Origin of the sequence: Nostoc sp. ATCC 53789, assembly GCF_009873495.1 — a bacterium.
GTDB lineage: Bacteria > Cyanobacteriota > Cyanobacteriia > Cyanobacteriales > Nostocaceae > Nostoc > Nostoc muscorum_A.
The window spans coordinates 3220205-3243413 of the sequence record NZ_CP046703.1 but is presented as its reverse complement, the minus strand read 5'-3'; the positions used below and the strand labels follow the sequence as shown (position 1 = coordinate 3243413).

19 protein-coding genes are annotated in these 23209 nt (G+C 40.2%); 13 read left to right on the top strand and 6 right to left on the bottom strand.

Features of this window, described 5'->3' with window-relative positions:
* Positions 1-34: 34 nt before the first annotated feature.
* Positions 35-631 carry a glyoxalase-like domain protein gene (locus GJB62_RS13330; protein WP_114081453.1) on the bottom strand — a complete coding sequence of 199 codons (597 nt, stop codon included), beginning with the start codon at positions 629-631 and terminating at the stop codon, positions 35-37.
* Positions 632-828: 197 nt separating this feature from the next.
* On the opposite strand from GJB62_RS13330, the gene GJB62_RS13325 reads away from it, so the two are divergent.
* Entirely contained in the window at positions 829-1458 is a 630-nt protein-coding gene (locus GJB62_RS13325; RefSeq protein WP_114081454.1) for a sigma-70 family RNA polymerase sigma factor, read from the top strand.
* 97 nt (positions 1459-1555) lie between these two features.
* Positions 1556-2629: a tetratricopeptide repeat protein gene (locus GJB62_RS13320; protein ID WP_181852823.1), complete on the top strand. Its 1074-nt coding sequence runs from the start codon at positions 1556-1558 to the stop codon at positions 2627-2629.
* Positions 2630-2665: 36 nt separating this feature from the next.
* On the opposite strand, the gene GJB62_RS13315 is transcribed toward GJB62_RS13320, so the two are convergent.
* Both GJB62_RS13315 and GJB62_RS13310 read right to left on the bottom strand, forming a co-directional pair.
* A complete protein-coding gene (locus tag GJB62_RS13315; RefSeq protein ID WP_114081455.1) occupies positions 2666-3400 on the bottom strand; it encodes a hypothetical protein in 735 nt (244 codons plus the stop codon).
* 274 nt (positions 3401-3674) lie between these two features.
* Positions 3675-5162, bottom strand: a complete 1488-nt coding sequence (locus GJB62_RS13310) for a HAMP domain-containing sensor histidine kinase (RefSeq protein ID WP_114081456.1) — start codon at positions 5160-5162, stop codon at positions 3675-3677.
* Between the two features lie 745 nt (positions 5163-5907).
* Between GJB62_RS13310 and GJB62_RS13305 the strand changes: the two genes are divergently transcribed.
* The 7 genes from GJB62_RS13305 (at position 5908) to GJB62_RS13275 (ending at position 17458) form a co-directional block, all read left to right on the top strand.
* Entirely contained in the window at positions 5908-8619 is a 2712-nt protein-coding gene (locus tag GJB62_RS13305) for a pre-peptidase C-terminal domain-containing protein (RefSeq protein WP_114081457.1), read from the top strand.
* Positions 8620-8773: 154 nt separating this feature from the next.
* Positions 8774-9343 (top strand): hypothetical protein, encoded by a 570-nt coding sequence (locus GJB62_RS13300; RefSeq protein ID WP_114081458.1) that lies wholly within the window; start codon positions 8774-8776, stop codon positions 9341-9343.
* A 231-nt stretch (positions 9344-9574) separates the two neighbouring features.
* A complete protein-coding gene (locus GJB62_RS13295; protein WP_114081459.1) occupies positions 9575-10138 on the top strand; it encodes a hypothetical protein in 564 nt (187 codons plus the stop codon).
* Between the two features lie 66 nt (positions 10139-10204).
* Positions 10205-11143: a fimbria/pilus periplasmic chaperone gene (locus GJB62_RS13290; protein WP_114081505.1), complete on the top strand. Its 939-nt coding sequence runs from the start codon at positions 10205-10207 to the stop codon at positions 11141-11143.
* Positions 11144-11364: 221 nt separating this feature from the next.
* On the top strand, positions 11365-14409 hold the full coding sequence (locus tag GJB62_RS13285) for a carboxypeptidase regulatory-like domain-containing protein (protein WP_114081460.1): 3045 nt from the start codon (positions 11365-11367) through the stop codon (positions 14407-14409).
* 124 nt (positions 14410-14533) lie between these two features.
* Complete coding sequence (ppk1, locus tag GJB62_RS13280) at positions 14534-16714, top strand: polyphosphate kinase 1 (RefSeq protein WP_114081506.1); 2181 nt, start codon at positions 14534-14536, stop codon at positions 16712-16714.
* Between the two features lie 327 nt (positions 16715-17041).
* A complete protein-coding gene (locus GJB62_RS13275) occupies positions 17042-17458 on the top strand; it encodes a response regulator transcription factor (RefSeq protein WP_114081461.1) in 417 nt (138 codons plus the stop codon).
* A 129-nt stretch (positions 17459-17587) separates the two neighbouring features.
* On the opposite strand, the gene GJB62_RS36680 is transcribed toward GJB62_RS13275, so the two are convergent.
* Complete coding sequence (locus GJB62_RS36680) at positions 17588-17761, bottom strand: hypothetical protein (protein WP_012412001.1); 174 nt, start codon at positions 17759-17761, stop codon at positions 17588-17590.
* Positions 17762-18107: 346 nt separating this feature from the next.
* Here GJB62_RS36680 and GJB62_RS13270 point away from each other — a divergent pair, with 346 nt between their 5' ends.
* Positions 18108-18677 (top strand): DUF2854 domain-containing protein, encoded by a 570-nt coding sequence (locus GJB62_RS13270; RefSeq protein ID WP_114081462.1) that lies wholly within the window; start codon positions 18108-18110, stop codon positions 18675-18677.
* 254 nt (positions 18678-18931) lie between these two features.
* On the opposite strand, the gene GJB62_RS13265 is transcribed toward GJB62_RS13270, so the two are convergent.
* Positions 18932-19192 carry a chlororespiratory reduction protein 7 gene (locus tag GJB62_RS13265; protein ID WP_114081463.1) on the bottom strand — a complete coding sequence of 87 codons (261 nt, stop codon included), beginning with the start codon at positions 19190-19192 and terminating at the stop codon, positions 18932-18934.
* A gap of 707 nt (positions 19193-19899) precedes the next feature.
* Here GJB62_RS13265 and GJB62_RS13260 point away from each other — a divergent pair.
* Positions 19900-20100: a hypothetical protein gene (locus GJB62_RS13260; RefSeq protein WP_041565700.1), complete on the top strand. Its 201-nt coding sequence runs from the start codon at positions 19900-19902 to the stop codon at positions 20098-20100.
* A complete protein-coding gene (locus GJB62_RS13255; RefSeq protein ID WP_114081464.1) occupies positions 20088-21113 on the top strand; it encodes a PleD family two-component system response regulator in 1026 nt (341 codons plus the stop codon). The genes GJB62_RS13260 and GJB62_RS13255 overlap by 13 nt, the downstream gene beginning before the upstream one ends.
* A gap of 38 nt (positions 21114-21151) precedes the next feature.
* On the opposite strand, the gene GJB62_RS13250 is transcribed toward GJB62_RS13255, so the two are convergent.
* Positions 21152-22357, bottom strand: a complete 1206-nt coding sequence (locus tag GJB62_RS13250) for a histidine kinase (protein WP_179073441.1) — start codon at positions 22355-22357, stop codon at positions 21152-21154.
* A 646-nt stretch (positions 22358-23003) separates the two neighbouring features.
* Between GJB62_RS13250 and GJB62_RS13245 the strand changes: the two genes are divergently transcribed.
* Positions 23004-23180, top strand: a complete 177-nt coding sequence (locus GJB62_RS13245) for a hypothetical protein (RefSeq protein ID WP_159402513.1) — start codon at positions 23004-23006, stop codon at positions 23178-23180.
* Positions 23181-23209: the final 29 nt, after the last annotated feature.

Below are 23209 nucleotides of genomic sequence, written 5' to 3'. Positions count from 1 at the left end.
ACCACACAATCTAAAATAATCTAAAATCTAATGACTAATTCGCTACCTCAGCCACCTCAATCACGCGCCCTTCATAGTCTTTGACCAAAAAGTTCAGGGGCTTCTGGTTACGAATCTTGAATTTCAAACCGCGCGTTTCGACTCGCATTAAAATCATTTCCAAGCAGTCGTGGTCAAAGCAAACGTGGCGTTGCTGATTTTTGCTACCTAAACTCGCACCAGTAATAACGTGTAGCTGGGTGTTTTTCTTCAATTGATACCACAGCCCTTCGGTAGCATTATTCATCATTTTGCTTGACAAACTTGGCCCTGTAGACATGTATAGCGGATCAATCCCAGTTGCGCCTATAGTTTGTTCGTAGTTGTAGTAATAGTGCAAGGGCACCTCAGCTGCGGGCAAATCTAGCAGCCCTTCATACAACTGTCGGGCTATCTCCAAATCTGACACCATGACAGTGTGTACTTTTGGGGCGCTGGTGAGGAACATCCACATCGCGCCAGCGTAAGCTGCTAGCAGCATTACCATAATGCCTTGGGTAGAAAACAGGCTATCCAAGGGCAAGGAAGGGAGAAAGGAGCCTAAAGTAAGGGGACTGAGGAGGAACGACATCGCACTAACTGCTATAACCATGAACAAATAAGGATTCTATAGGGGAGTCGATTTTATAATTGTCGATTAAGACTAAAATTAAGTCCTTGTTTCTAGTTTATCAATAACTCAAGTTGTCTGAGTCTCGGCTACAAACTGGGCAACACCAAGATATTATGCGATTAACTACGGGAGTGCAATTCCCAAAATTATTTTAACAACTATCAACTCAAAGACTTGTGCAAATTCCTCATTTTCCTGAAGCTAATCATCCTCTGGTAAAGTCGCTATTTCATCACAGTGACCATGAACTACTGACTTTGTTTCAGCGCCATCCAGATGCTGGAAAGTATTTTACGGTGATTTTTTGCCGTTATAGCCCCATAGTGTATACCTTAATTCGGCATTCGGCGCGATCGCCTGTGCAAGCAGATTATCTGTTTGCTCTCACCTGGCGACATATCTATTACGAACTCGGTGGACTAAATTTAACCAGCCCTGAATCAGGTGAGCCAGCCTTAACCATGCAAAATTGGTTAATTAATATGACAGCTTTCTGTATTAACGAAATTAAGCTACCACCGACAGAAGCAATTCATTATTCTCTGCAAGCAACTTCGCCACCGTTATGGTGCTATGTACAACAGGCATTAGACCAACTACCCCCTGTTTTACGATTAATCGTGTTAATGGCTCAAACTTTCCACTGGAGCGAAACAAGAATCGCTGCCTATCTGCAAGCCGAAGGAGAAGCGATCGCTCCCAACGAAGTAGCCAATTTTCTTCAGGAAGGCTATCGTATGCTAGAGGACAAATTACCCACAGATATCCGCGCCATATACTTTGGGGAGGATTTAGCTCAATCCTAACTTAAGTGTAAACACGTATATTCTTTGTCTTCAATTTATAAACTTAAAACTCTTCTTAGACCTTCTACTTAAACCCGCAACTTTACGGGTAATTTTTATGAAACAACGGCTTGTATTTCCAAGGCAATTAGTTTGTGTAGGTGTGATTTATCGTCCCCATGTGCTTTTACACAGCTTTTTACTGCTTACTTTTTTGCTGAGTCCTATAGCTGCTGGTGCGGCTGATATTACGCAACAACTCCATCGTCCTTTAAATAGTTCTGTTGGGCGACAATCAAGAGATGAAGCAGATAGCTTTCTACGTATCGGTCAACAACAATACGCTTCAGGATATGCCGATAAAACAATTGCATCTTGCTTGCAGGCACTAGAACTATATCACTCAATTGGCGACCTAAAAGCACAAGGTCTGACTTACAATTTGCTTGCAAAGGCTTATATCCAGATTGATAGTGCAAAAGAGGCGGAAGATGCTTTACGACGAGGATTAGCGATCGCTCGTGATACGAAAGACTTCCAAGCTCAGATTTTTGTGCTAAATAATATCGGTACATTTTTCCTGCAACAAGGAGAAGTTTCTGCTGCTGGTAAAACAGTTGAAGATGCACTCGCAATTGCTCACGGTGTCAAAAACATTGAAGGGGAAGGACTGTCTTTGAGCAATTTGGGTTTGGTAACTGCTAGGTTGGGAGATTACAACAAGGCGATTAAATTGTATGAAAATGCCTTAATTTTCCGCCGTCAGACTGGCGATGCCATTGGTGAAGCAAATACCCTGAATAATTTAGGTGATGCCTACCGAGCATCGGGAAATTATCAAGATACCATTGCTACCTATGGTGAAGCGATGCGGACAGCTAAAACTAACCGCGATCGCACCAATGAATTACGGGCAATTGACGGTTTAGTGAAAGCTCACACTGCTATTGGACGCTACGAGAGAGCTTTTGATTTACTAGAGCAACGTTTAGCACTCGCTAAAGAATTGCAAAATTTGCGAGAAGAATTAAAATCTTTTGAGTCTTACGCTCAGTTATACAAACAACAAGGTAATTATCTAACTGCCCGTAATTTTTACGAAAGGGCGATTATACTGGCGCGGACATTGGAAGACAGTAAGCAAGAAGTGCAATTGCTAGATCAGCTAACTAAAATGCTTCAGCGAAAATAGGGGCATAAATCGCCCCTACTTTCGTACTTAATTTGATTAATTTAAGAAGACTGAACCATTTCGTTCAATTCTCATAGCACTTCTGCCCTGTGCTGCATTGGTGGCTTCGTTAAATCTAACTTCTAAGTTTCCTGGCTCTGAAGAAGCTTGTGGAGTCACTCTCAACTGTCCACCATCTTCTCGTTCAAATGTCACCGTTACTGGTGCCCTTAAACCTTGCAATATTACATTTGATTTACCTTGTAGCGATCGCGGTGCCGTATCGCCAATCACTTGGAAAGTTACATTAGCCGCAGTGTCATTTACCAATCTGATATTAACTGTACCATTTGCCAGTGCGATCGTCGCGCTGGGAGTTTGTCGTGGTTGTAGTTGTTGTGGTCGATCGGTCGAAACCGCACCTGGTGAGGGCTGTTGAGTTTGATCTCCAGGGGCTGGGCGTGGTGGTGTGACACCTGTTTCTGGAGATTCACCGCCGACACCCAATCTTGTTTGCTCTTGTGATGGAGTAGCAGAGGTGGGAAGAAGCCCTTGAGCAGCTAGTCTTTGAGTTAGTGCATTCGGAGGACATCCTTGTGGTACCACAACCCGACTATTATGTGGTTCTTCGTAGAAAATTCTCGGACAGGGGTTAATCTTCGGAGTAGATTCTTGTCCTACTGATTGTTGTGCTATTGCTTGAGGAATTACTGGCAGACTAATCATTAATCCACCACAAATAGCACCAAATAACTCAGCAGACTTACGAAAGTTTTGACGCTTCATATTCATGATTGGCTCCTGATCTAAATTTTTCTTTCTTTAAAAATTTTTCAACCAGCAAATTTAATTAGTTGGCTAATCTGTTATCTAAACACGTAGATTTTAACAATATAGTCAAGCTTTGTTCTCTAGCTAGAGGTTTAGAAATAATAGATTAGCAGACATAAATATCTCATTCTAAAGTTTCAAATTAATGGCTAAATATGCAATTGATGGTATATAAATTAGTAAATAAATTCACTTATCTACATCTGTCACAGGAAACAATTGTTGAATTTGCGATTTAAGACTCAAGAGTTATCGGTAAAGTCACAGTAAACGTTGTGCCAATGCCTTGAGTGCTTTCAACTTGAATATGACCCTGATGATGTTCGACAATAGCTTGAGCGATCGCTAATCCCAATCCTGAACCAGTAGCGCTAGCTGTAGCTGTATTCCCTGTTGTATGAGTTCGTGCTGGATCTACCCGATAAAAGCGGTCAAACAAGCGTGGTAGTGCCTCTGCTGGGATTCCAACTCCGGTATCACTCACCTTAACTTGCAACTGGGCACTGGTATAACGTAGTCCAGAAACTCGATTTATTCCTTCTATCCGCGCTAATTCAACATTCACCCGTCCGCCAGTTGGAGTGTAATGCAAGGCATTAGCAATTAAATTTGTGAACAGGCGCACCAGTTGATCCCAATTACCCACAAAGGTAAACCAATTTTCCAATAATTCAGGGTTAGTTTCAGAAGCAGGAGGATCAACTAAGTCTAGAGAAAGAGCGATTTTTTTTTCAGGGACTAACAATTGTTGTTCTTCAACCACTTCCATCAGCAAGGCATCTAGCGGACAAGGTGAAAAAATATCTTTGCTAATCCCACTATCCTGTCGTGCTAAGAAAAGTAAGTCATTGACTAATTTACCCAAACGCTGGGTTAAGCGTTCCACCACCTTTAACTGTTGCCGATACTGCAAAGAATTAGTCGTTTCTGTCTCTGCTAAATCCAAGTCAGCAAGGGCAACTTGCACATTTGTTTGAATTAAAGTAATCGGACTTCTAAGTTCGTGGGAAGCATCAGCAGTGAATTGTTTGAGGCGTTGATAAGATTCACCTACAGGTTCCATCGCTTTACCCGAAAGAAACCAGCCACTTGCGCCGACAGAAAGCACCATTAACCCAATACCTAGCGCCAAATCAAAAATTAACTCACGGCTGGGTTTAGTGACTTCAAACCAGGGATGACTAACACGCAGATATCCTAATACTTGCCGCCCTACTTCCACCCGTTGAGTAACTTGCCGTAATAACAATGGGGAGTGGGGAGTAAAGAGTGGGGAGTTAGGAGTGAAGAGTTTATCATCTTTGCCTTTTTCTTTCTCCCCCTTAACTACGCGCACAGTTTCACCAGTGCGGTTGGCATGAATAGGAATATTTAGGGGTTCGGATAGCGTTGACCAAAGTAATTCACCAGTTGGACTAAACCATTCAAGGTCGATGTGGTCATCTTCTACGGTGTCGGCATTCTCAGGAAAACTGGCTTCTAGATTATTAATGCGAAATTTATCTGCATCAGCATCAATTGGCTCAAATATGAGCTTAGATGCACAGGGGCTTGTTGTGAGACAACGCTCCACTATTTCCACTACATGGTTAAGGGTATCGTCAATGCGCTCAATCAGTGTACTGCGGACGTATAAATAAACGCCACTGGCAAACAGTAGTAGTAATACAGCAGTGACGGCAGTATACCAAAGAGCGAGACGGCGACGAGTAGCTTGAAACATATTGCAATACCGCGAAAAATGCTTTGGGTAAGCGAGTTAGCAAAGAAAAACAGATATGGTATTATCGATTATTTCCCTTGAAAATACTATTAATCAGGATCTAATCATAAAATTTTTTACACTAAAATTCTTTAGAAAAATAATTTATTTTTTACGATTAATCTCATGAAATTAAGTACTTTTACGCAGGCATCATCTTTTGCCTAAGAGTTAAATTCTATTTGCAGTGAAGTTTGAAGGAGAAATGCAAAAGAACATTAAAAATTTCATCGCAACAGCTAATACATAACTCTTTTGTGGATGAATTGATAAAGTTGTAACAAAATTACAATTGGCTACAAAAAGTTTGAGCAACTTAGTAATGGCAATAACTTTCCTCATCTAGTACTTATTTTTCGCTGAAATGAACCAAGTTGACTGTTAACGAAAGACTAGGAAGATTCAGCAGTGTGTTTAAAACTAGAACCCTAGACTCAAATTTATGCAGTTATCTATTTACACAGGTGCAACAAATATCAGGATTTGAAATATTTCACATCAACTAATTAACATACAACCGCTTAAATTACGAAAGTAAAAACCATATTTCTGAAAGAGTGCATCACCACGATACAGGCTAATGATTTGCTGCAAGTAACAGAAACTTTGTGGTTGATTAATAGCAATAAACTTGCGTTAGTTGTAAAGATATGAGAAATTTGCAGCCAATACAAGTGTTTATTTTATAAAAAATAATAGATAACTTATGCCAACTTATTCAGGATTCACCGATCCAGGAAGTACAACAGCCACAGCTTTAAATACTGCAACTTATATCGGTGGTTCTCTAACCAGTACAAGCAACACCTTTCAAGACTCTCTCAGCAACCTTGATACAAACGATTACTATAAATTTACTCTAAGTAGTTCTAGTATAGTTACCTTGAGTCTAGATGGATTAGCAGCAAATAGTAATGCCAATTTAATCTTGACAGATAGTAATGGTTCAACCATTACTGCTCCTGGCTTGTCTGGTAATGCATCAGAAAATATACGTTTTACCCTTAATAACCAAGCTCCCAACACTTACTATGCCCGGATTTATTTAGTAACTGGGGCAGTTAGTACAACTTATAATCTTACTCTCTCAGCCGAAGCCATTCAAGATAGTGGCATCTCTGACAATACAATTGCACTGGCAAACACTAACAGAGATATTAGTGGATTTGTCAATGGCGGCAGCTACAGTGGAACTGATTTTGTCGCAAGTAGCGGCTTTGTTACAGATATTAGCGACTACTACAAATTCACCTTAAATAATAATGGCACTATTAATATTAACCTCAATCCTTCAAGTGGCAATGCTGACATACAGTTGTTGAATAGCTCTGGACAATCTTTTCAACCTGCCGCCACTAGTACTCAAACAGGTATAAACCAAGATTCTATAAATCGTTCTTTAGCCGCAGGTAGTTACTATATCCAAGTCTATGGAGCCGCAGACTCTACTAACTATAATTTGCAGGTTAATTTTACCGCAGATGCCCCAGATCAAGGAGGAAACACTGTAGCAAATGCCAGTGTTGTCAGTCTTCCTGCCACTATCTCAGATTTAGTCAACACTATTGATACTCAAGACTATTACAAGTTCACTCTCAACTCAACCGCCTTAGTTGATATCCGATTCACATCACTCTCAGCAGATGCTAATTTAACACTGCAAGACCAAAATGGTAATGGCATTGTTCCAACCACAAACCAATCAGGAACAACCCTAGATGCAATTCGCCGCAGCTTAAATCCTGGTACTTACAACATCTTAGTAAGTCGTGGTGCTGGTACAACAACAGCTAACTATACTCTAAGTGCGGTTGCACAAACCATAGGCCCAGACCAAGCTGGTAACAATCAAGGGGCAGCCCAAAATTTAGGTACTTTAAACGGTTCTATTTCCCGCAGTGAGTTCGTGGGCACTATAGATTTTGATGATTACTATAAGTTCAATCTTAACACCAGCAGTTCTTTTAATCTCAGTCTTTCTGGCTTGAGTGACAATGCAGATGTACGGCTATTCAACAGCGTTAATACACAAATAGCGATATCTAATCAAACCGGAAATAGCAACGAAACTATCAGCAATCTTTCCCTGAGTGCTGGTACATACTACATTCGGATCTATCCTTCTGGTTCAGCCGAAACTTTCTACAACTTGGGCATAACGGTAGAACCACAAGCCCAACAACTGGAAATAAATCTTGGTCTTGGTAGTTCTGACCCTGATAACTTGACCACTTGGAATAACGCTTTGTACTTTACTGCCAATGATGGTACTACAGGTATTCAACTATGGAGGACTAATGGAACTACAAATACCCGCATTACTAATGCTAATGGTTTTAATCCTGATGATCTGATTGTTTTCAATAACAAGTTATACTTTACAGCTACTAACAGCACTTTTGGTACAGAACTTTGGGAGTACAATGGCGCGTCTGTAACTAGAATTAGTGATATTAATCTGAATACTGGCAGTTCTAATCCAAGTAATCTCACTGTCGTTAGTAACAAACTTTTCTTTACAGCAGTTGATAGCAGCAATATCAGAAAACTGTGGGTTTATAACAGCACAAGTGTCAGTTTAGTAGATATTAACCCTAGTTTCAGTAATTCTCAATCACCCACTTTCGTTGCTTTTAACAGTAAGCTCTTTTTCACAGCTAAAAACAACAGTGAGCTTTGGTCAACTGATGGCACTATAAGCGGTACGCAAATTATTAGTGTCGGAGGAACTACTCAATCATATCCTGCACACTTTAGAGTAGTTGATAGTACACTCTACTTCACTGCCAGCAATGGTACAAGCGGTTTTGAGGTCTGGAAATACCAAAGTGGTACAACAGCTAGCTTGCTGAAAGATATTACACCTGGGAACAATGGGTTCGCGCCGACATATTTGACAGCCGTTGGTAACACTTTGTATTTTGTGACAGATAGCGATAATGACTTTAACTTGGAACTGTGGAAGAGTGATGGAACATCTAGCGGAACCGTCAACATCAGAACTAATGGACAAGCACCTAATGTTGGTTTTGGGTCTTTCTCTCTAACTGCTGTTGGTAATATTCTCTACTTTGTTGGCAACGACCCAGTAACTGGTCTAGAATTGTGGCGAACTGATGGCACAGATGCCAACACAGTAGTTGTCAAAGATATTTGGGCTGGCACAGATGGAAATAACCAGCCTAATAACAGTATTCCCACTAGTCTCGTTAATTTCAATGGCACCCTGGCTTTTGCTGCTTCTAATGGCAGTAACAGGGAGATGTGGTTCAGTGACGGCACAACTGCCAATACTCGTAAGGTTAGCAACATTAACGCTACAGGAAATGCTAACCCCGGCAGGCTGACTGTCGTTGGTACACAGCTGTTCTTCACCGCCAACAACGGGACTAACGGTACAGAATTGTACGTGCTTTAAACAGGAGGTGATTGTTCATAACAAAGTCCATATAAGAATAAGCCAAATTTAACTGGTTGCAGTTTCACTAAAATTTCAGCCATTTGTAGACAAACTATCGAGTCAACGAGATTTGCTAACGGTCAACACAAAAAATAGGGAAATGTTTTCTAATATGAAGAACAAATTTTTAGCTCTTGCTGCTTTTGGTACTGCTATTATAGGTGGTGCAATTCTTTCTGCTCCTGTTAACGCTCAGATTGCTCCAGGTACTGAAACAGAGACGATCAACGTTGATGTCACTGTCCCAGAAATTCTGTTTTTGAGAACTATCACAACTGCTACTGTACCCATTACTCCAGCAGATTTAGTTGGTGGAGCAGGAGCAGCATTATTAACTTCAAATGGTGGTACTCCCGCTGCTTTCACAGGTAGTGACCAATCTCCTGGTAGTACTCTTGTTACCGGATCCCCCTTTACACTGGCCGCGGCACCTGTAAGCAAAACTATTACCAATGCCTATATCGTTTGGTCTAATAGTCCCACAGGAAACTATTCAGTAGGAATTACACCTGCTGGTTTTGCTGGTATTACAGTTGCTGTTAATCCTGCTTCAGTTGGCGTAAAACCTGCTCTAGGCTTAGTTCATAGTACTGCAAGTAACATTGATTTAGATGTCACATTAGCTGATACACAGGCGGGAACCTACTCAGGTACTTTGGTTGTTGATGCTTTCAGACCCTAACTAACCTTTCTCTGATTGACAGAGGGAGGAGAAATCTGACTCAAACCTTGGCAAGCAAAAGACAGATTGCTCTCTTTCTGCTGACGTAACTCAGTAAACTGGTTAACTTTTTGAATATCTCCTCAATTCCCTAGAAACTGGGGGGATATCTCCCATATTAAATCTATTAGCAACGAAACTCAGTAAAGATTTGACCTGTACACATGATTTGAATGTGAACAATTTAGCAATATGTCATGGCATCCAACTAAGAGTTGCAAACGTTATCTACTAAATTCCATAGCTGTCAGTATAGCTATGTTAGCGTGTCCACCAATACCGACTGTGGCACAATTCATTCCTACAGTTGAACCCACAGAGATTTACCAGTTAGCGACTCCCCAAAGGCTGAGAATTCCTCCCATCTCACAGTCAGAAATTTCTGTAACTGCTAAAAGTGAGTCAGTGAGTAATCCAGGAGATTTATTAGCACCTCCTCAATTTAATACTTTGATTGTTCGGGAATTTCCTAATATTTGGCAGATGCGTGTTCCTGTAGACCAAGTGAACTTACTTTATGCCACTTATGAGATGAAAGCCGAAAATGGCAGGAGTAACGCAATTAGCAGTGAACAGCGTTCTAATTCTGCGGTTCAAGTTGTTGTAGAGCCATTGCCCATAATTGAAATTTCTCGCGATCCCAATAGTAATACAGCTTTGGTACAAGGCGGATTCAGATTAAAAATGGACATTTCTGGTACCCAAGTTGCAGGTCAATATGCTGGGGAATTAGCGGTAGTAGTAGATCGCCGTTAATTTATGTACTTGAATTTAAAAAATAATTGCTTTATGGTGTGCTTAAAAGTGAAGAATTTAATCCCGATCTTGCCAAAATCAATAAATATTGCCTTGGGTGTAATCGGAGCATTAGCTCTAAGTATACCTCCTGCAATGGCAATTAATGTTGGTGTGAGTCCACCCAGATTTCACATAGATATGAACAGTAACAAAACACGTTCTCAAGCTGTTCGTGTTTTAAACCTTGATTCTCAACCAGTTGAGCTTAAGGTTTATGTGCAATCGTGGATGATGAATGAGGAAAATAAAGTGCAAATAGTTCCTCCTAAAGAGCAATCTTTAGAGCAGTGGATTGTTTTTACTCCTTCTAGATTTACAATTCCACCAGGTGGCTCACAAACTGTTCGTTTCGCCATCCGTCCTAGAGTTAAGCCCCAATCCGGGGAACATCGGGCAGTACTTTATTTTGAAGAGATACCTCGGACTACTTCAAGGACTAAAAATGTAACTTTAATTGGCAAACTAGGAGTTGCAATATACGGTTATGTAGGAGATATCAAGAAAATTGGTGTCTTAAATTCTGTAAGCGTAAATACTAAACCTAATGCTCTCAATGCCGTATTTGATATTTCTAGTCAAGGTAACGCATACGTACAGATGCAAGGTCAATATGCTATCTGGCCGGCTGCTAAATATCCAGGTGTTGAGGCGACAAAACCCATAGCTAATTTAGAAAAACCAGAGGACAAAAAGACTGGGCCTTTAGTGGATGTAGGGTTTTTACCTACAACACCAATTTTACCTGATAGCCGTCGTAGAGTTTTGCTACCAATTACTAAAAACTTACCCCCTGGTAATTATGTCTTGGATATAAATGGTGAACTAAATGGTGTAGCGATTAAAAAAGGCATACCTTTTACAGTGCCCATTAATGCTCCACTGGCTAATAATATCAACACTCAAACTCAGCCTGCTTCTCAAAAATTAAGAAATTCTCTCAAAAATCCTCAGCATCGCAGATAAACTATTCCACATTTAAATTGCGTTAATTGGTCTAGGTAAGATTCTCGCTCCACGAGTTGGATGGAATTTAAATGTGCAAATTGAATGTGTTTTAGCTTTTGTAAATGCAATAGCTAAAGCTTTACTAAATAAGTTTTTTTATTTTCTCAGCAATGATTTGTAGCCGGGAAGTTTCTTCGGCTACCCATACAAATTTGTGTACTTCAGTTTATGCTCTACTTATGCTCTACCAACCTTCAGTATCTCCTCCACCAATTACAATTATACAGTCAGAGAATGGTTCTTGTAAAACGCAGTCAGATACCCGCATTAGTCAAGAACATAAAGTATTTGCCGGAGCAATTTCAACTCCTTCACCACCAGAAACATTACCACCTGAGTTTTCCACGGATAAATCACAGGATTCTTGCAAGGTAGATGATGAAAACATTACAGCTAGTAACATAACTACTGAAAATGCTTTAGATTCTGACACCAAGCAACTTAGTCAACAGGTTGTAGCTCAAAGTATCACACCCTCAGCAGCGTCTCAGCATTCAGCTATTCGTGACATCAAAAGTACTCTAAGAGATATCAGAGATGCTGCTCATAATCATGATGCAAAAAATCCGATCTCTCCTGATAAGGAACAAAAGATTAACAATAATATAGTTATTCCAAATTCTCCTAGCAGTGATGTTTTAAAAAGCTCAACGGGTAAGAATAATCCTCCGGCAAATCCTCCTATTAATAATATCTTGGCGGAAGCTAAAAGTTTATTGTTGGGAGTATTCATTAATGGACAGGAAGTTGGAAGTTTAGAAGTTATTCCAGAGGAAGGAAAATTATTAATTCCACTGTCTGATTTTGCCCAAATTGCTGGATTTACGGTTGAAAATATTGATGTCGGTAAAACCCAACTGAAAACACCTTTAGGTGTAGTAACTGTTACAGAGTCAGATTTGAAAAAAATTAATGGTATTACCTATATTCGGGATACTTTTTTAAAAGAAAAATTACTTACCGAGATAGAGCTAAAAACTTCAGATTTAGCTTTGAATGTTGATTTACCTTGGCGCAGAGGTAGTGGAGAATCGAGCAATCAGGCAATTGACCTCAAGCCTGAAGTTAGACCTCCTAGTAGTGGTTTATCTAATTTCCGGCAAGAGTTAAATTATTACAGTAATTCTGGTAATACAAACTGGCGTAGTTCTTCTCTTTTGGGTGGGCGTTTGGGAGGTGGTGCGTGGCGGTTACGTTTAGAGAATGATTTTGTTAACTCACCTCAACTAAGTGAATATTTTTACTTTAAACGCTCAGGGCGAATGCTTTATCAAATAGGTCGCCAACAAATTGGGTTGAATCCTTTAGCTACTAACCTCAATTTGACAGGAGCACAGATTGGTTATACTAATCTACCTGCCGACAGGTTTAATACAGGTTATAGTGCTAATGAGCTTCTACCAAGACGTTCCCAACCTATACAAACATTTCGTGGTGTAGTTCCCCCAGCCAGTTTTGTTCAGTTAAGAGTTAGTGGCGTTGTGATTGCTCAACGGCAGGTAGGACTAAGTGGAGAATACGAATTTGCGGATGTCAATTTGCCTACTGGTCAAAGTAATGATATTGAACTGTTTGTATTTGACCGCAATAATTTCAGTGTACCTACAGAAATTCGTTCTTTAAGACTCAATGCTTCAGATTTATTGTTACCATCTGGCGGTAATGTGCAGCTAGCCGGAATAGGATTAACTGGTAACTATATCCAAAATAATTTATTGGATGATTTTCCTTCGACTCAATCAGGTCAGCTCGCTGGATTTTATCAGATACGCCAGGGTATATCTGATAATTTAACGTTGGAAAGCTCTGTACAATTATTACCTGATACTACACAAGCACAGGCAGGTTTTGCTTGGCGTTTGGCAAGTCCTGTAATTTTATCAGCGAATGTCGGTAGTTCTAGCGGTGAATTAGGTTATACGGCTAATTTGGATATTCAGTTGGAGCGTTTGCAAATTTTAGGAGTTTCTGAATTATATCCAACAGGCTATTTTAGCAGCAGTAACGATCGCTTACGCGATCGCAAGAACAACGCTCTAGATGTCAGATATAAATTCAGTAATAATTTGAGTTTAGGCTTTATTGCCCGTAGTTACCAAAACCAAAGTGATTCAAGTAATTACATTCTGCCAACTTTTTCATTCCGTCCATTGTCTAACTTGTCTTTGAGAGGTACACCAGATTATTTTGGCAACTATTCATTAAATGCCTTTTACCAACCAACAAGAAATAGCAGATTATCTTTTAACTCTTTTGGTGATATCTATTCAACAGATTTTGGCTATAACCTAAGCCGTGATTATTTAGTATCCTTCGGGACTGAATCGGGTGGTGATTTAGCGACTCGTTACACTTTGGGACTGAATTATAGCTCTCCTAGCCTTTATGGTCTGAGTTGGCGCTTAGGACTAGGATATAGAGATGGAGAAGTTGGGCCGGTTGTAGGTGCTAGTATGCGGATAGTGCCAGGATTATTCGCCTCAATTGATTATCAAGGCATCCCCTCTAGAAATAGAAACATTCTTGGTGGCATTGGGGACGATCGCCTGACCATATCCTTAGTATCAGATTTATCATTTGCTGGCGGTAGAGTGTCACCGGCTGAATATAGCACAGTTAGCAAAGACAGAGGAGCGATCGCTGGACGAATGGTTGTTCAAGGTGACAGAAATGGTGCAGATCTTGGTGGCGGTATTATAAATGTTTACGATAACCGTGGTCGCAGTGTCGGTACAGCTAAAATAGATGCTCAAGGTAATTTCTTTGTCGGTAACTTGCGAGAAGGTGTCTATGTAATTGCACTAGACCCAGACGAATTACCAATTGAAGTTGCTGTGCGGAAAACTTCTATAGTTGCGGAAGTAGCAGGTGCAGCTGTGACTCAATTAGATTTCCCCGTTAGATTAGAATATGGTATGGCAGGCAAAATTACTGATGTGGCAGGTCAGCCAATACCAAATGTGGAAGTAGAACTAGTTGATGCTCAAGGCAAACGAGTAGTATCATCTGTGACTGATCAATTTGGTCTTTACCGTCTAGATGCCGTTCCTGTTGGTAACTATACATTGCGTGTTCCTGTTCAAGATGGCATCGCCAGCAGCAACACTTTACCAAAATTAGAAATAGCAATTAATAAAGAGTTTATATACGACCAAAATCTGCAATTACCGATTGCCGCAGCCGCTAAGGAAACTCAGGAGAAAAAAGAAACTCAAGAAAAATAAGTTTTTAGGATTTTTCTAAAAGCGACAATTAGGGACAAACCGCTTCACTTGGATGCCCGATTTAATTTACTATGTGTATTGTTCTCCATCTGTATGGGCTACATCTGGCTACCCTAAGATCGTTATGGCAAAATCTAAAAAAAGCGCCAATCCCATCAATTTAAACGATCCACAATATTATCTTAACCGGGAGTTAAGCTGGCTACAATTTAATGCCAGGGTATTACATGAAGCTTGTGATGATCGCACGCCTCTTCTTGAACGCCTCAAGTTTTTAGCAATCTTCAACTCTAATTTGGATGAGTTTTTCATGGTGCGGGTTGCTGGTTTAAAGCAACAAGTAGAGGCGAAAGTTAGCCTGTTGACTCCTGATGGTCGGACACCACAACAACAGCTAGACGATATTAGGTCTACCCTAATTCCTCATGTAAAAAAAGAGCATCAACATTTTGAACAAGTACTTCGTCCTCTACTAGCAAATCATGGCATCCATATTCTGGATTACATAGATTTGAATCAAAAACAGCGAACTCATCTCAACAATTATTTTGAGGAACAAGTCTTTCCCGTTTTGACTCCTCTGGCTGTTGATCCTAGTCATCCCTTTCCTTTTATTTCTAATCTCAGTCTGAATCTGGCTGTTGTGGTCAAAAATCCAGACACCGAAGAAGAATTCTTTGCCAGAGTTAAAGTTCCCAGTGTTCTCCCACGATTTTTACCGATACCGCCGGAGTTGGGAGATCAAAATAATGGCAAACCTGCTCACTGGACTGGAGTACCTTTAGAACAAGCGATCGCTCATAACTTGGAATCTCTATTTCCAGGGATGAATATTCAAGAATATCATCCGTTCCGCATTACCCGTGATGCCGATTTGGTCTTAGAAGAAGATGAAGCAGATGATTTGTTGTTAGCGATTGAACAGGAATTGCGAAAACGGCGGCTAGGCGGGAGTCCAGTGCGGCTAGAAATTCAATCCCAGACTCCTGAAATAGTGCGATCGCGATTATTGCATGATTTGGAATTAACAGAAAGCGATCTCTACGAAGTAGACGGTCTTTTGGGACTGCGGGATTTGATGTATTTTATGTCCTTGCCATTGCCAGAACTCAAAGATCCACCACGCCAATCTGTTGTACCATTACGCTTGCAAAGGCTGAGGGAACCGAGTTTAGATCCAGATACGCTGGAGACGGACGAAGGAAAAGACTTTTTTGCTGTGATTCGGGAAAAGGATTTGCTAGTACACCATCCCTATCAATCCTTTTCGGCTACAGTGGTGCGCTTTATTACCCATGCTGCCTACGATCCGAATGTTTTAGCCATCAAGATGACCCTTTACCGGACTTCTGGTGACTCGCCCATAGTTAACGCCCTAATCGCCGCCGCCGAAAATGATAAGCAGGTATCTGTACTCGTGGAATTAAAGGCGCGATTTGATGAGGAAAATAATATTTACTGGGCAAAACGACTAGAAAGAGTTGGAGTTCATGTAGTCTATGGTTTAGTCGGGCTGAAAACCCACAGTAAAACCGTCATGGTGGTACGGCGGGAAAAAGATCGAATACGCCGCTACGTACATATTGGCACTGGTAACTATAATCCTAAAACGGCACGGCTGTATACAGATTTGGGATTGTTTAGTTGCCGTGAAGAATTAGGTGCTGATATCACAGATTTATTTAATTTCTTGACAGGATACTCCCTGCAAAAGTCTTATCGAGAATTGCTGGTTGCACCTGTGAATATGCGCGATCGCTTTTTGGCACTAATTCATCGCGAAATTGAAAATGTTCAAAATGGATTTTCTGGACGCATTGTTGCCAAAATGAATTCTCTAGTCGATCCAGAAATTATCGCCACTTTATATGAAGCTTCTCGCGCCGGTGTGCAAATAGACTTAATTATCAGGGGCGTTTGCTGTTTGCGTCCAGGACTCAAAGATATTAGTGAAAATATTCGCATTATCAGTATCGTCGGTCGCTTTTTAGAACACTCTCGCATTTATTATTTTCATAACAATACACAGGAGGAAATCTTTATTGGCAGTGCCGACTGGATGCGCCGCAACCTAGATCGTCGAGTCGAAGTAATTACCCCAATAAAAGACCCAGATATTGCAAAAGATTTGCAAGAAATTATGGGAATTATGCTCGCAGATAATCGCCAAGCTTGGGAATTACAAGCCGATGGCACTTACATTCAACGCCGTCCTTATGATGATTCTCCAGAAGCCAATTCACAAAAAATTCTTATGAATATGGCATTACGCTCAACTGGTGTAACCTCAAACTTGATTGATTAAAAAATAAGTACTTTAACTTTGACAACTAGCTAAACTTAGATAATTTTTAAAAGTTATCTAAGTTATTTGTCATAGGTTCACACAAAATTCATGAATCAGGATTCCAAATTCAGAATGAATTCCGATCAAAAAGCAGATAGCATAGGGATAGCGAGTCTGCTTACCCCTGCGGCGATCTTCCTAGCAAAAGCGTCTCGTAAAGAGCATCAAGATTACTGATTTCTAAATTCTGAATTCTTCTTCAATCACCCATTGGATAGAGTTAGTGCTTGCACATGTTCCCATAGACTAGAGAGGTTATTCTGAATAAATTTGTCTTTCCCCTCAATGTTAATGTTATCCTGTGAGCTTTCTACCTTGCGTGTTCTAGTAGTTGATGACCATGAACTGACTCGTCTAACCTTACAATTGGTTTTTTCTTGTCAGGAGAATATTCAAGTAGTAGGTTTAGCTAGTAATGGTGAAGAAGCTATAGAAATGGTTAAACGTTGTCATCCTGACGTAATTGTTCTAGATTTACAAATGCCAGTCATGGATGGCTGGAGCGCGTCTAGCCAAATTAAAGCTATATCTCCGAACACCCAAATCCTTGCTTACTCCTCAGTAGAAGACATAAGTTTTCAAGGAACTAAGGCAATGTCTAGCTTTGATGACGTTTGCAAGAAAGATGTAGCGACAAGCGAACTGATTGCTTTAGTTAGGCGGTTAGGTCAGCGTGCAAAAGATGATTCAGTTGCAGGATAAATTGATACAACTATGCTGCTTCGTCAGCTCAGGCTTAGTTAAATTCTGGGGATTTGAGAATATTATAGTATTGCGGAGCGTCGGTATTAGCTGAAGTTTACAGTTAAACCGACGCATTTATGCTATTTTCTACTCTACCGGAATGGTGCGTTTAAATTCATCAATTAATTCATCTAGTTCTTCCAAAGCCTGATTTACGTCAACTCTCAATGTTCCCAGGTTTGGTTGCTCTAGCAGTCCTAATAGGTACTCGCGTTTACTTTGAACTGCAACAATTCGTTCTTTTATAGTCTGTAGATCCATTATTTTTTTTCCATTTTTAACTACCTTTAAATTTTAAGTTAACTCAAAATCCAACATTTTGGGGCACTATACTCTTAGTAGTCCACTACACTAACTGTCTTCTCTAGAAACTCCTCATGTCTCCCGTACCCCTACTCAAAAGCAGGCTACGTGTAGCATCTGTGATATAAAAAGTTTTAAACTAAGTAAGCCAGAAGCTCTTGACTTCTCTTTGTGTGAGCCTTGACCTGGCAATTTTGAGTTGGTTGAATTACTAATCTCTAGGGATGATGTTCTTCCCTAATTTGTTACTCATAGCCGATGATAATAAAACTGAGGTATTAAGAATTTATACTAATTTAAGCTCATGCTACGCCAAATCTCTTTGGGAACACTCGGTTTAACTATCGGTGGCATATTAACCATTATGGGCTTCGTCGCCTATGCTGGTAATAATGCCACACTCAATCTTGTTGGATTTTTTTACGGTATTCCTCTATTGTTGGGAGGACTGGCACTAAAAGCTAATGAACTTAAGCCAGTACCCTTTACCCAAAATACATCACCGTCAGCATTGAAACTGCGGGAACAGCAAGCAACTGAGACTCAAAATAAAATTCGCAAAGATATCACCCGATATTGTTACGGTCAAGATGCTCATTTAGATTCAACACTTTCTTTTCTGGGTTTGAGTCCCACAGACCAGGAACGGCCAACAGTCACAGGGTTACGAGAAGTAGAAGTTAATGGTAACTATGCCCTAATTTTAGAATTTGATTCACCACTAATACCAATTGATGTATGGCAAAAAAAGCAGGAAAAAATGACTAATTATTTTGGGCCGGGATTGGAGGTTCAAATAACACAGCCATCTGAAAATACAATTGAGTTAGCCCTGATTAATACTCCAAAAGAGTCACTCGTCAGTAGTCAATAGTCAGGGACAAAAGTTATTGTTACCAAAGCTTTATGGCTTGTCGGTACCCACATTTTACTTAAGTTATCGACAAAGAAACCCTCTTTGTACTTAAGTTAACTAAAGTTTTCACTTTCATCGGTGGATAGCATCAACCTAAGTAGAGACGCGAAACTTTGCGTCTCTACACGCCTAAAAATTGCCACGGATGATAATTAAGTCAATTGTATTGCTATATACAGCATTGACTCGTTTTTTTACTACTAACCAAAAAGTTATTTTTCTAAACGAACTGCATACCATTGTAAATATTTCCCAGGGCCAATATCTAATTCACAGCCGGTGTCGAGTAAATATTGTGCTTGAGCTTCCACAGTATCAAAGTTTTGCAAGTCAGGTGGTAAATCTTGAATTATAAGTTGCTGGAGAGTCGTTTTGAGCTTTTCTAATAACTCTGATTGTGTCAAAAATTGCTCTGGCTTATTTGTTTCTAAAAGAACAAAGTGATCTTGCTGATACATTAATGAATCTGGCATTTTAAAGATTTTGTAAATACAAATGGATTTGTTTTTTTGTAATAACGTCGGGTTATTTTTGTAGTCAAAGAAGGGGTATCCTATCTATTTTAACTGCTTTCTGTGCAGTACTAATAGGATTTAGCTCTTTAAGATATCCAGCTTAGTTTAGTATATCTAATATATAAACTTAACTACTAAATTACTGTTTTTTAGAATAAAAAATCGATTTTTAACTTAACTAAATATACTTAATCGGATGAAATAAGAATTTTTACTTAATTTATTAACTCAAAGTGATTAGACAATAAAAATTTGAACTAACTTAAATCTTCGTCTTATGTAATTATACTGAGTTTTTATCCCCACTTTCCAATAGACTAAAGACATTTAAGTCAAGTGATATTAGTATTTAATATTAGCTATAGCAATCAAAATTTAAACGTAAGAAAATACGTAGATTAAAAATGCGTATTTTAAAGCCTTTCAGGGATTTTATCTCTCACGAATGATTTAGGGCTGCTATATTTTCTGAACGTACTTTGACAACTGCTTTTCTCTATTTCGCTAAGTTTATAAACTAATTAATTAAGGTGCGTATTTGCAATTTTCAAAATAATTGCAATTTAACTTTAACAATGGGGAAATATAAAAGCAACACTTCCTCCCATAACCATAGCCGAACAAAAAGGTAAAAATTGCCTTCGCGTTCCAATTATAGATTGTCTATGCAACTTAGTTATCTACCGCTTGCTTGGCTCAAGAACATTGAGCAGTCTATTGTCAAAAAACAGTTGATTGTGAAGCCAGACACACCTTTGCCGCAAATTCTGGCATTGATGAAAAGAGCGATCGCTCCCATGCGATTGAGTTGCACAGCCTTTTTCAGAATAATCCTGCAAGTGGAAGGCAACTCATGTCAGGCATAAGCTCATTTTCTGTTTCTAAACAACCACCACTGATTCTAGTGGCTGATGATGACAAGACTATCCGAGTGTTGTTGCGTAAAGCTATGGAACAAGAAGGTTATCGAGTGGTTGAGGTCAATGATGGTAAGCAATGTTTAGATGCTTACGAGACTATCAAACCGGATATAGTTTTGCTAGATGCTGTAATGCCTGTGATGGATGGCTTTACCTGCTGTAAGCAATTGCTCCAAATTGCCAGGAATAATTTAATCTCAGCCCTTGCAACCTTTGATACTGATTCGGCTCTTAACAATACTGTTATCTCTAAAATATGGGAGCGCACTCCCATATTGATGATCACATGCTTGGACGATGAGGAATCTGTAAACCGTGCTTTTGATGCAGGAGCCACTGATTATGTTACTAAGCCAATTCACTGGCCTGTATTGCGTCAACGATTGCGCCGACTGCTACAGCAAGCACAAGTATACAAACAATTAGAGGCAGCAAACCAAGCTTTGCAGCACCTTGCCAATGTAGATGGCTTAACTGATTTGGCTAATCGTCGTCGCTTTGACGATTATCTTAATACTCAGTGGATTAATCTTGCCCAAGAGGAATCTCCTTTGTCAATGATTTTGTGTGATATCGACTATTTTAAATTTTATAACGATAAATATGGCCATCCTGCTGGAGATGTCTGTTTACAAAAGGTGGGTGCTGTCTTAAATCTGAAGGCGCAAAAACATCAAGATTTAGTAGCGCGTTATGGTGGCGAAGAATTTGCTGTGATTATGCCATACACCCATGCATCTGGTGCAATTCACGTGGCCGCAACCATACAAGCGGGAATCAAAGATTTGCAAATTGCTCACGCCGGATCTGCGGTGAGTCAGTATGTCACGCTAAGTATGGGCGTAGCAACTCTTGTCCCTACTTGGGAATCCTCACCTTCAGATTTGATTGTGCGAGCAGATAAAGCACTCTACGAAGCAAAGGCAGGGGGGCGCGATCGCTTTATCTCAAGTTTTTAATTGTCATTTGTCATTTGTCATTTGTGAATATCCATTGCTTAAGAAGGATAAACTGGCAGCGTGAAGTGGAACCATGCTCCGTTATTGGGGGCAGAGTCTACCCAAATTTGGCCATAGTGTGCCAGGATAATACGTTGGCATAAACAAAGACCAATGCCGTAACCTTCTTTACCTTCATCCCGTTGTAGGCGGAAGTGGTTTTCAAAGATGCGATCGCGATTCTCTACAGGAATACCAGGCCCAGTATCGCCAATACTAAACTGAACTTTTTGGGTAGTGCGGTGCAATCCGGAAACGCTAATCTTGCCACCTTCTGGAGTATATTTGATGGCATTATCTAACAGATTCACTAGCACTTGGCGGATGCGTTCTGGATCAGCATATACATAAGGTAAGTCACTAGGAATATCTGTTTCAACCTCTTGGGATTTGGCGGTGTAGCGATCGCACAATTCTTCGAGTACATCTAAAAAGACTTTACCTAGTTGTACCTTTTGTGGTAATAGAGGAAACTCTGTATCTTTTCCACGACCTACCTGCAAAAGGTCAGTAATCATTCGGTCAATGACCTTAGTTTGATTGCGGGCTTGTTTTAATAAATGTGCTGTCATTGATGGCTTGAGGCGCTGGAATTCCCCTGTCTCTAGATTGTAGTTAGATTGGAGAGTTTCCATTGCGATCGCGGCAGCAGTTAGGGGATTACGAAGATCGTGCGCCAGCATCGCAATCACCCGATCTTTAAACTGTAGCTGCTCTTGGAGGTTATCTTTTTCCTGTTTCAAGCGAAAAATTTCGTCTGAGAGTCGGATTAGTTCAGCAGAAACAGCAACTGAATGGATAGTGGATTTGGGTAATGTGCCCCGACCATTGTCGTCCATGTGTTCTTGCAAGTCTTCCTGTAATTTTAAGTAAGCGTCTACAGCGACTTGCCAGCGAGGCCACCAGTTTTTCAATTGCGCTATGATATTACTCCCAGCCAAAACCTGTCGTGGTTCAGGATGGATTTTGATTAAAGCTGGCGTTGCTACCAACTTAAAGTGTTCTGCTAAGTAAGGTTGTTGTCCAACATCGATAGTTTGAACTTCAAAAGTATACTCAGCCTGCAATTCTTTTAAGTAAGCACGTATTCGCTGTACTTGTTGGCGGGACTTAGGTCGTCCATCGACAAAAAGTAACAGTTGGAGTGGAGCTTCAGAATAAATAGGCTGATCCTGGGAAACTTGCATGTAATCGTGTTTCAGCACTGGTAACAACCCGGTGACTCTTTACAGAAAGTAAAATTGACTAACGGTTGTCGATGGTCGTTGTTTTGGTCTTCAATTTAATATCTATTTTAGATTTTCATACTGCTCTTAGTTCTGCATTTTTGACACTAAATATATCTTTTTCAGCCTTTTGCCCATTTTTGACTAACTTCATCTCCAAGAAACACCCAAGACCCTTGAATATAAGCCTTAGTTTGCCCTGAATGAAAAATTGTCGCTAGAGTTAGCAGGTGAAAGGTTTAATACTATGTCAAATCGGCTAGTAAAGCAGTATGTCAAATTGACTACTCGCTTTCAACAAGCGATGCCTACGGCGGGCAAAGCCTACGCCCAACTAAACGCAGATGCTAATTGTATCTAATCTATCAGTAAGCTGTTAACTGTTTAGACCAAGTTTGTGGAGAGAGGGTTTTTTAAACGCCAGTGCATCCAATGAAGTGTCTTGTTTGCCTCAACCCAATCATTATTAGGATTAGGAAAACAGCTATCGCTAACAACTATGTACTGCCTATATATAACTTACGAAGCGTACTCTGTGCCCAGCCTTCCTCAAAGAAGACCTGCCTATCTCAGGAGAATAGGGGATGGGTTGCCCTAAGACAACTTTTTGGATAACATCAGGGCGATGCCTACGGCGATAAACTACGCACTTTTAGAGTCAGTACTTACTGCTTTCGAGGCTGCCAAGAAACTCTTGACTACAGCACAAGTAACATTTTCCCCAGAAAATCTATTTATAGAAATTAGGGAAACTGCTGCGACACTTGACTGTTTTGGTTATGACCCCAGTTGCCGAGAATAACGAACTTACGCTAAGTCCCTGGAATTGCT

What these genes read in the sequence shown, in the direction of transcription:
- GJB62_RS13330 (WP_114081453.1), bottom strand. Translation starts at nt 631, where the DNA reads ATGGTTATAGCAGTTAGTGCGATGTCGTTCCTCCTCAGTCCCCTTACT.
- GJB62_RS13320 (WP_181852823.1), top strand. Translation starts at nt 1,556, where the DNA reads ATGAAACAACGGCTTGTATTTCCAAGGCAATTAGTTTGTGTAGGTGTG.
- GJB62_RS13315 (WP_114081455.1), bottom strand. Translation starts at nt 3,400, where the DNA reads ATGAATATGAAGCGTCAAAACTTTCGTAAGTCTGCTGAGTTATTTGGT.
- GJB62_RS13310 (WP_114081456.1), bottom strand. Translation starts at nt 5,162, where the DNA reads ATGTTTCAAGCTACTCGTCGCCGTCTCGCTCTTTGGTATACTGCCGTC.
- GJB62_RS13305 (WP_114081457.1), top strand. Translation starts at nt 5,908, where the DNA reads ATGCCAACTTATTCAGGATTCACCGATCCAGGAAGTACAACAGCCACA.
- GJB62_RS13300 (WP_114081458.1), top strand. Translation starts at nt 8,774, where the DNA reads ATGAAGAACAAATTTTTAGCTCTTGCTGCTTTTGGTACTGCTATTATA.
- GJB62_RS13295 (WP_114081459.1), top strand. Translation starts at nt 9,575, where the DNA reads ATGTCATGGCATCCAACTAAGAGTTGCAAACGTTATCTACTAAATTCC.
- GJB62_RS13285 (WP_114081460.1), top strand. Translation starts at nt 11,365, where the DNA reads ATGCTCTACCAACCTTCAGTATCTCCTCCACCAATTACAATTATACAG.
- ppk1 (WP_114081506.1), top strand. Translation starts at nt 14,534, where the DNA reads ATGGCAAAATCTAAAAAAAGCGCCAATCCCATCAATTTAAACGATCCA.
- GJB62_RS13275 (WP_114081461.1), top strand. Translation starts at nt 17,042, where the DNA reads ATGTTAATGTTATCCTGTGAGCTTTCTACCTTGCGTGTTCTAGTAGTT.
- GJB62_RS36680 (WP_012412001.1), bottom strand. Translation starts at nt 17,761, where the DNA reads ATGGATCTACAGACTATAAAAGAACGAATTGTTGCAGTTCAAAGTAAA.
- GJB62_RS13270 (WP_114081462.1), top strand. Translation starts at nt 18,108, where the DNA reads ATGCTACGCCAAATCTCTTTGGGAACACTCGGTTTAACTATCGGTGGC.
- GJB62_RS13265 (WP_114081463.1), bottom strand. Translation starts at nt 19,192, where the DNA reads ATGCCAGATTCATTAATGTATCAGCAAGATCACTTTGTTCTTTTAGAA.
- GJB62_RS13260 (WP_041565700.1), top strand. Translation starts at nt 19,900, where the DNA reads ATGCAACTTAGTTATCTACCGCTTGCTTGGCTCAAGAACATTGAGCAG.
- GJB62_RS13255 (WP_114081464.1), top strand. Translation starts at nt 20,088, where the DNA reads ATGTCAGGCATAAGCTCATTTTCTGTTTCTAAACAACCACCACTGATT.
- GJB62_RS13245 (WP_159402513.1), top strand. Translation starts at nt 23,004, where the DNA reads ATGCCTACGGCGATAAACTACGCACTTTTAGAGTCAGTACTTACTGCT.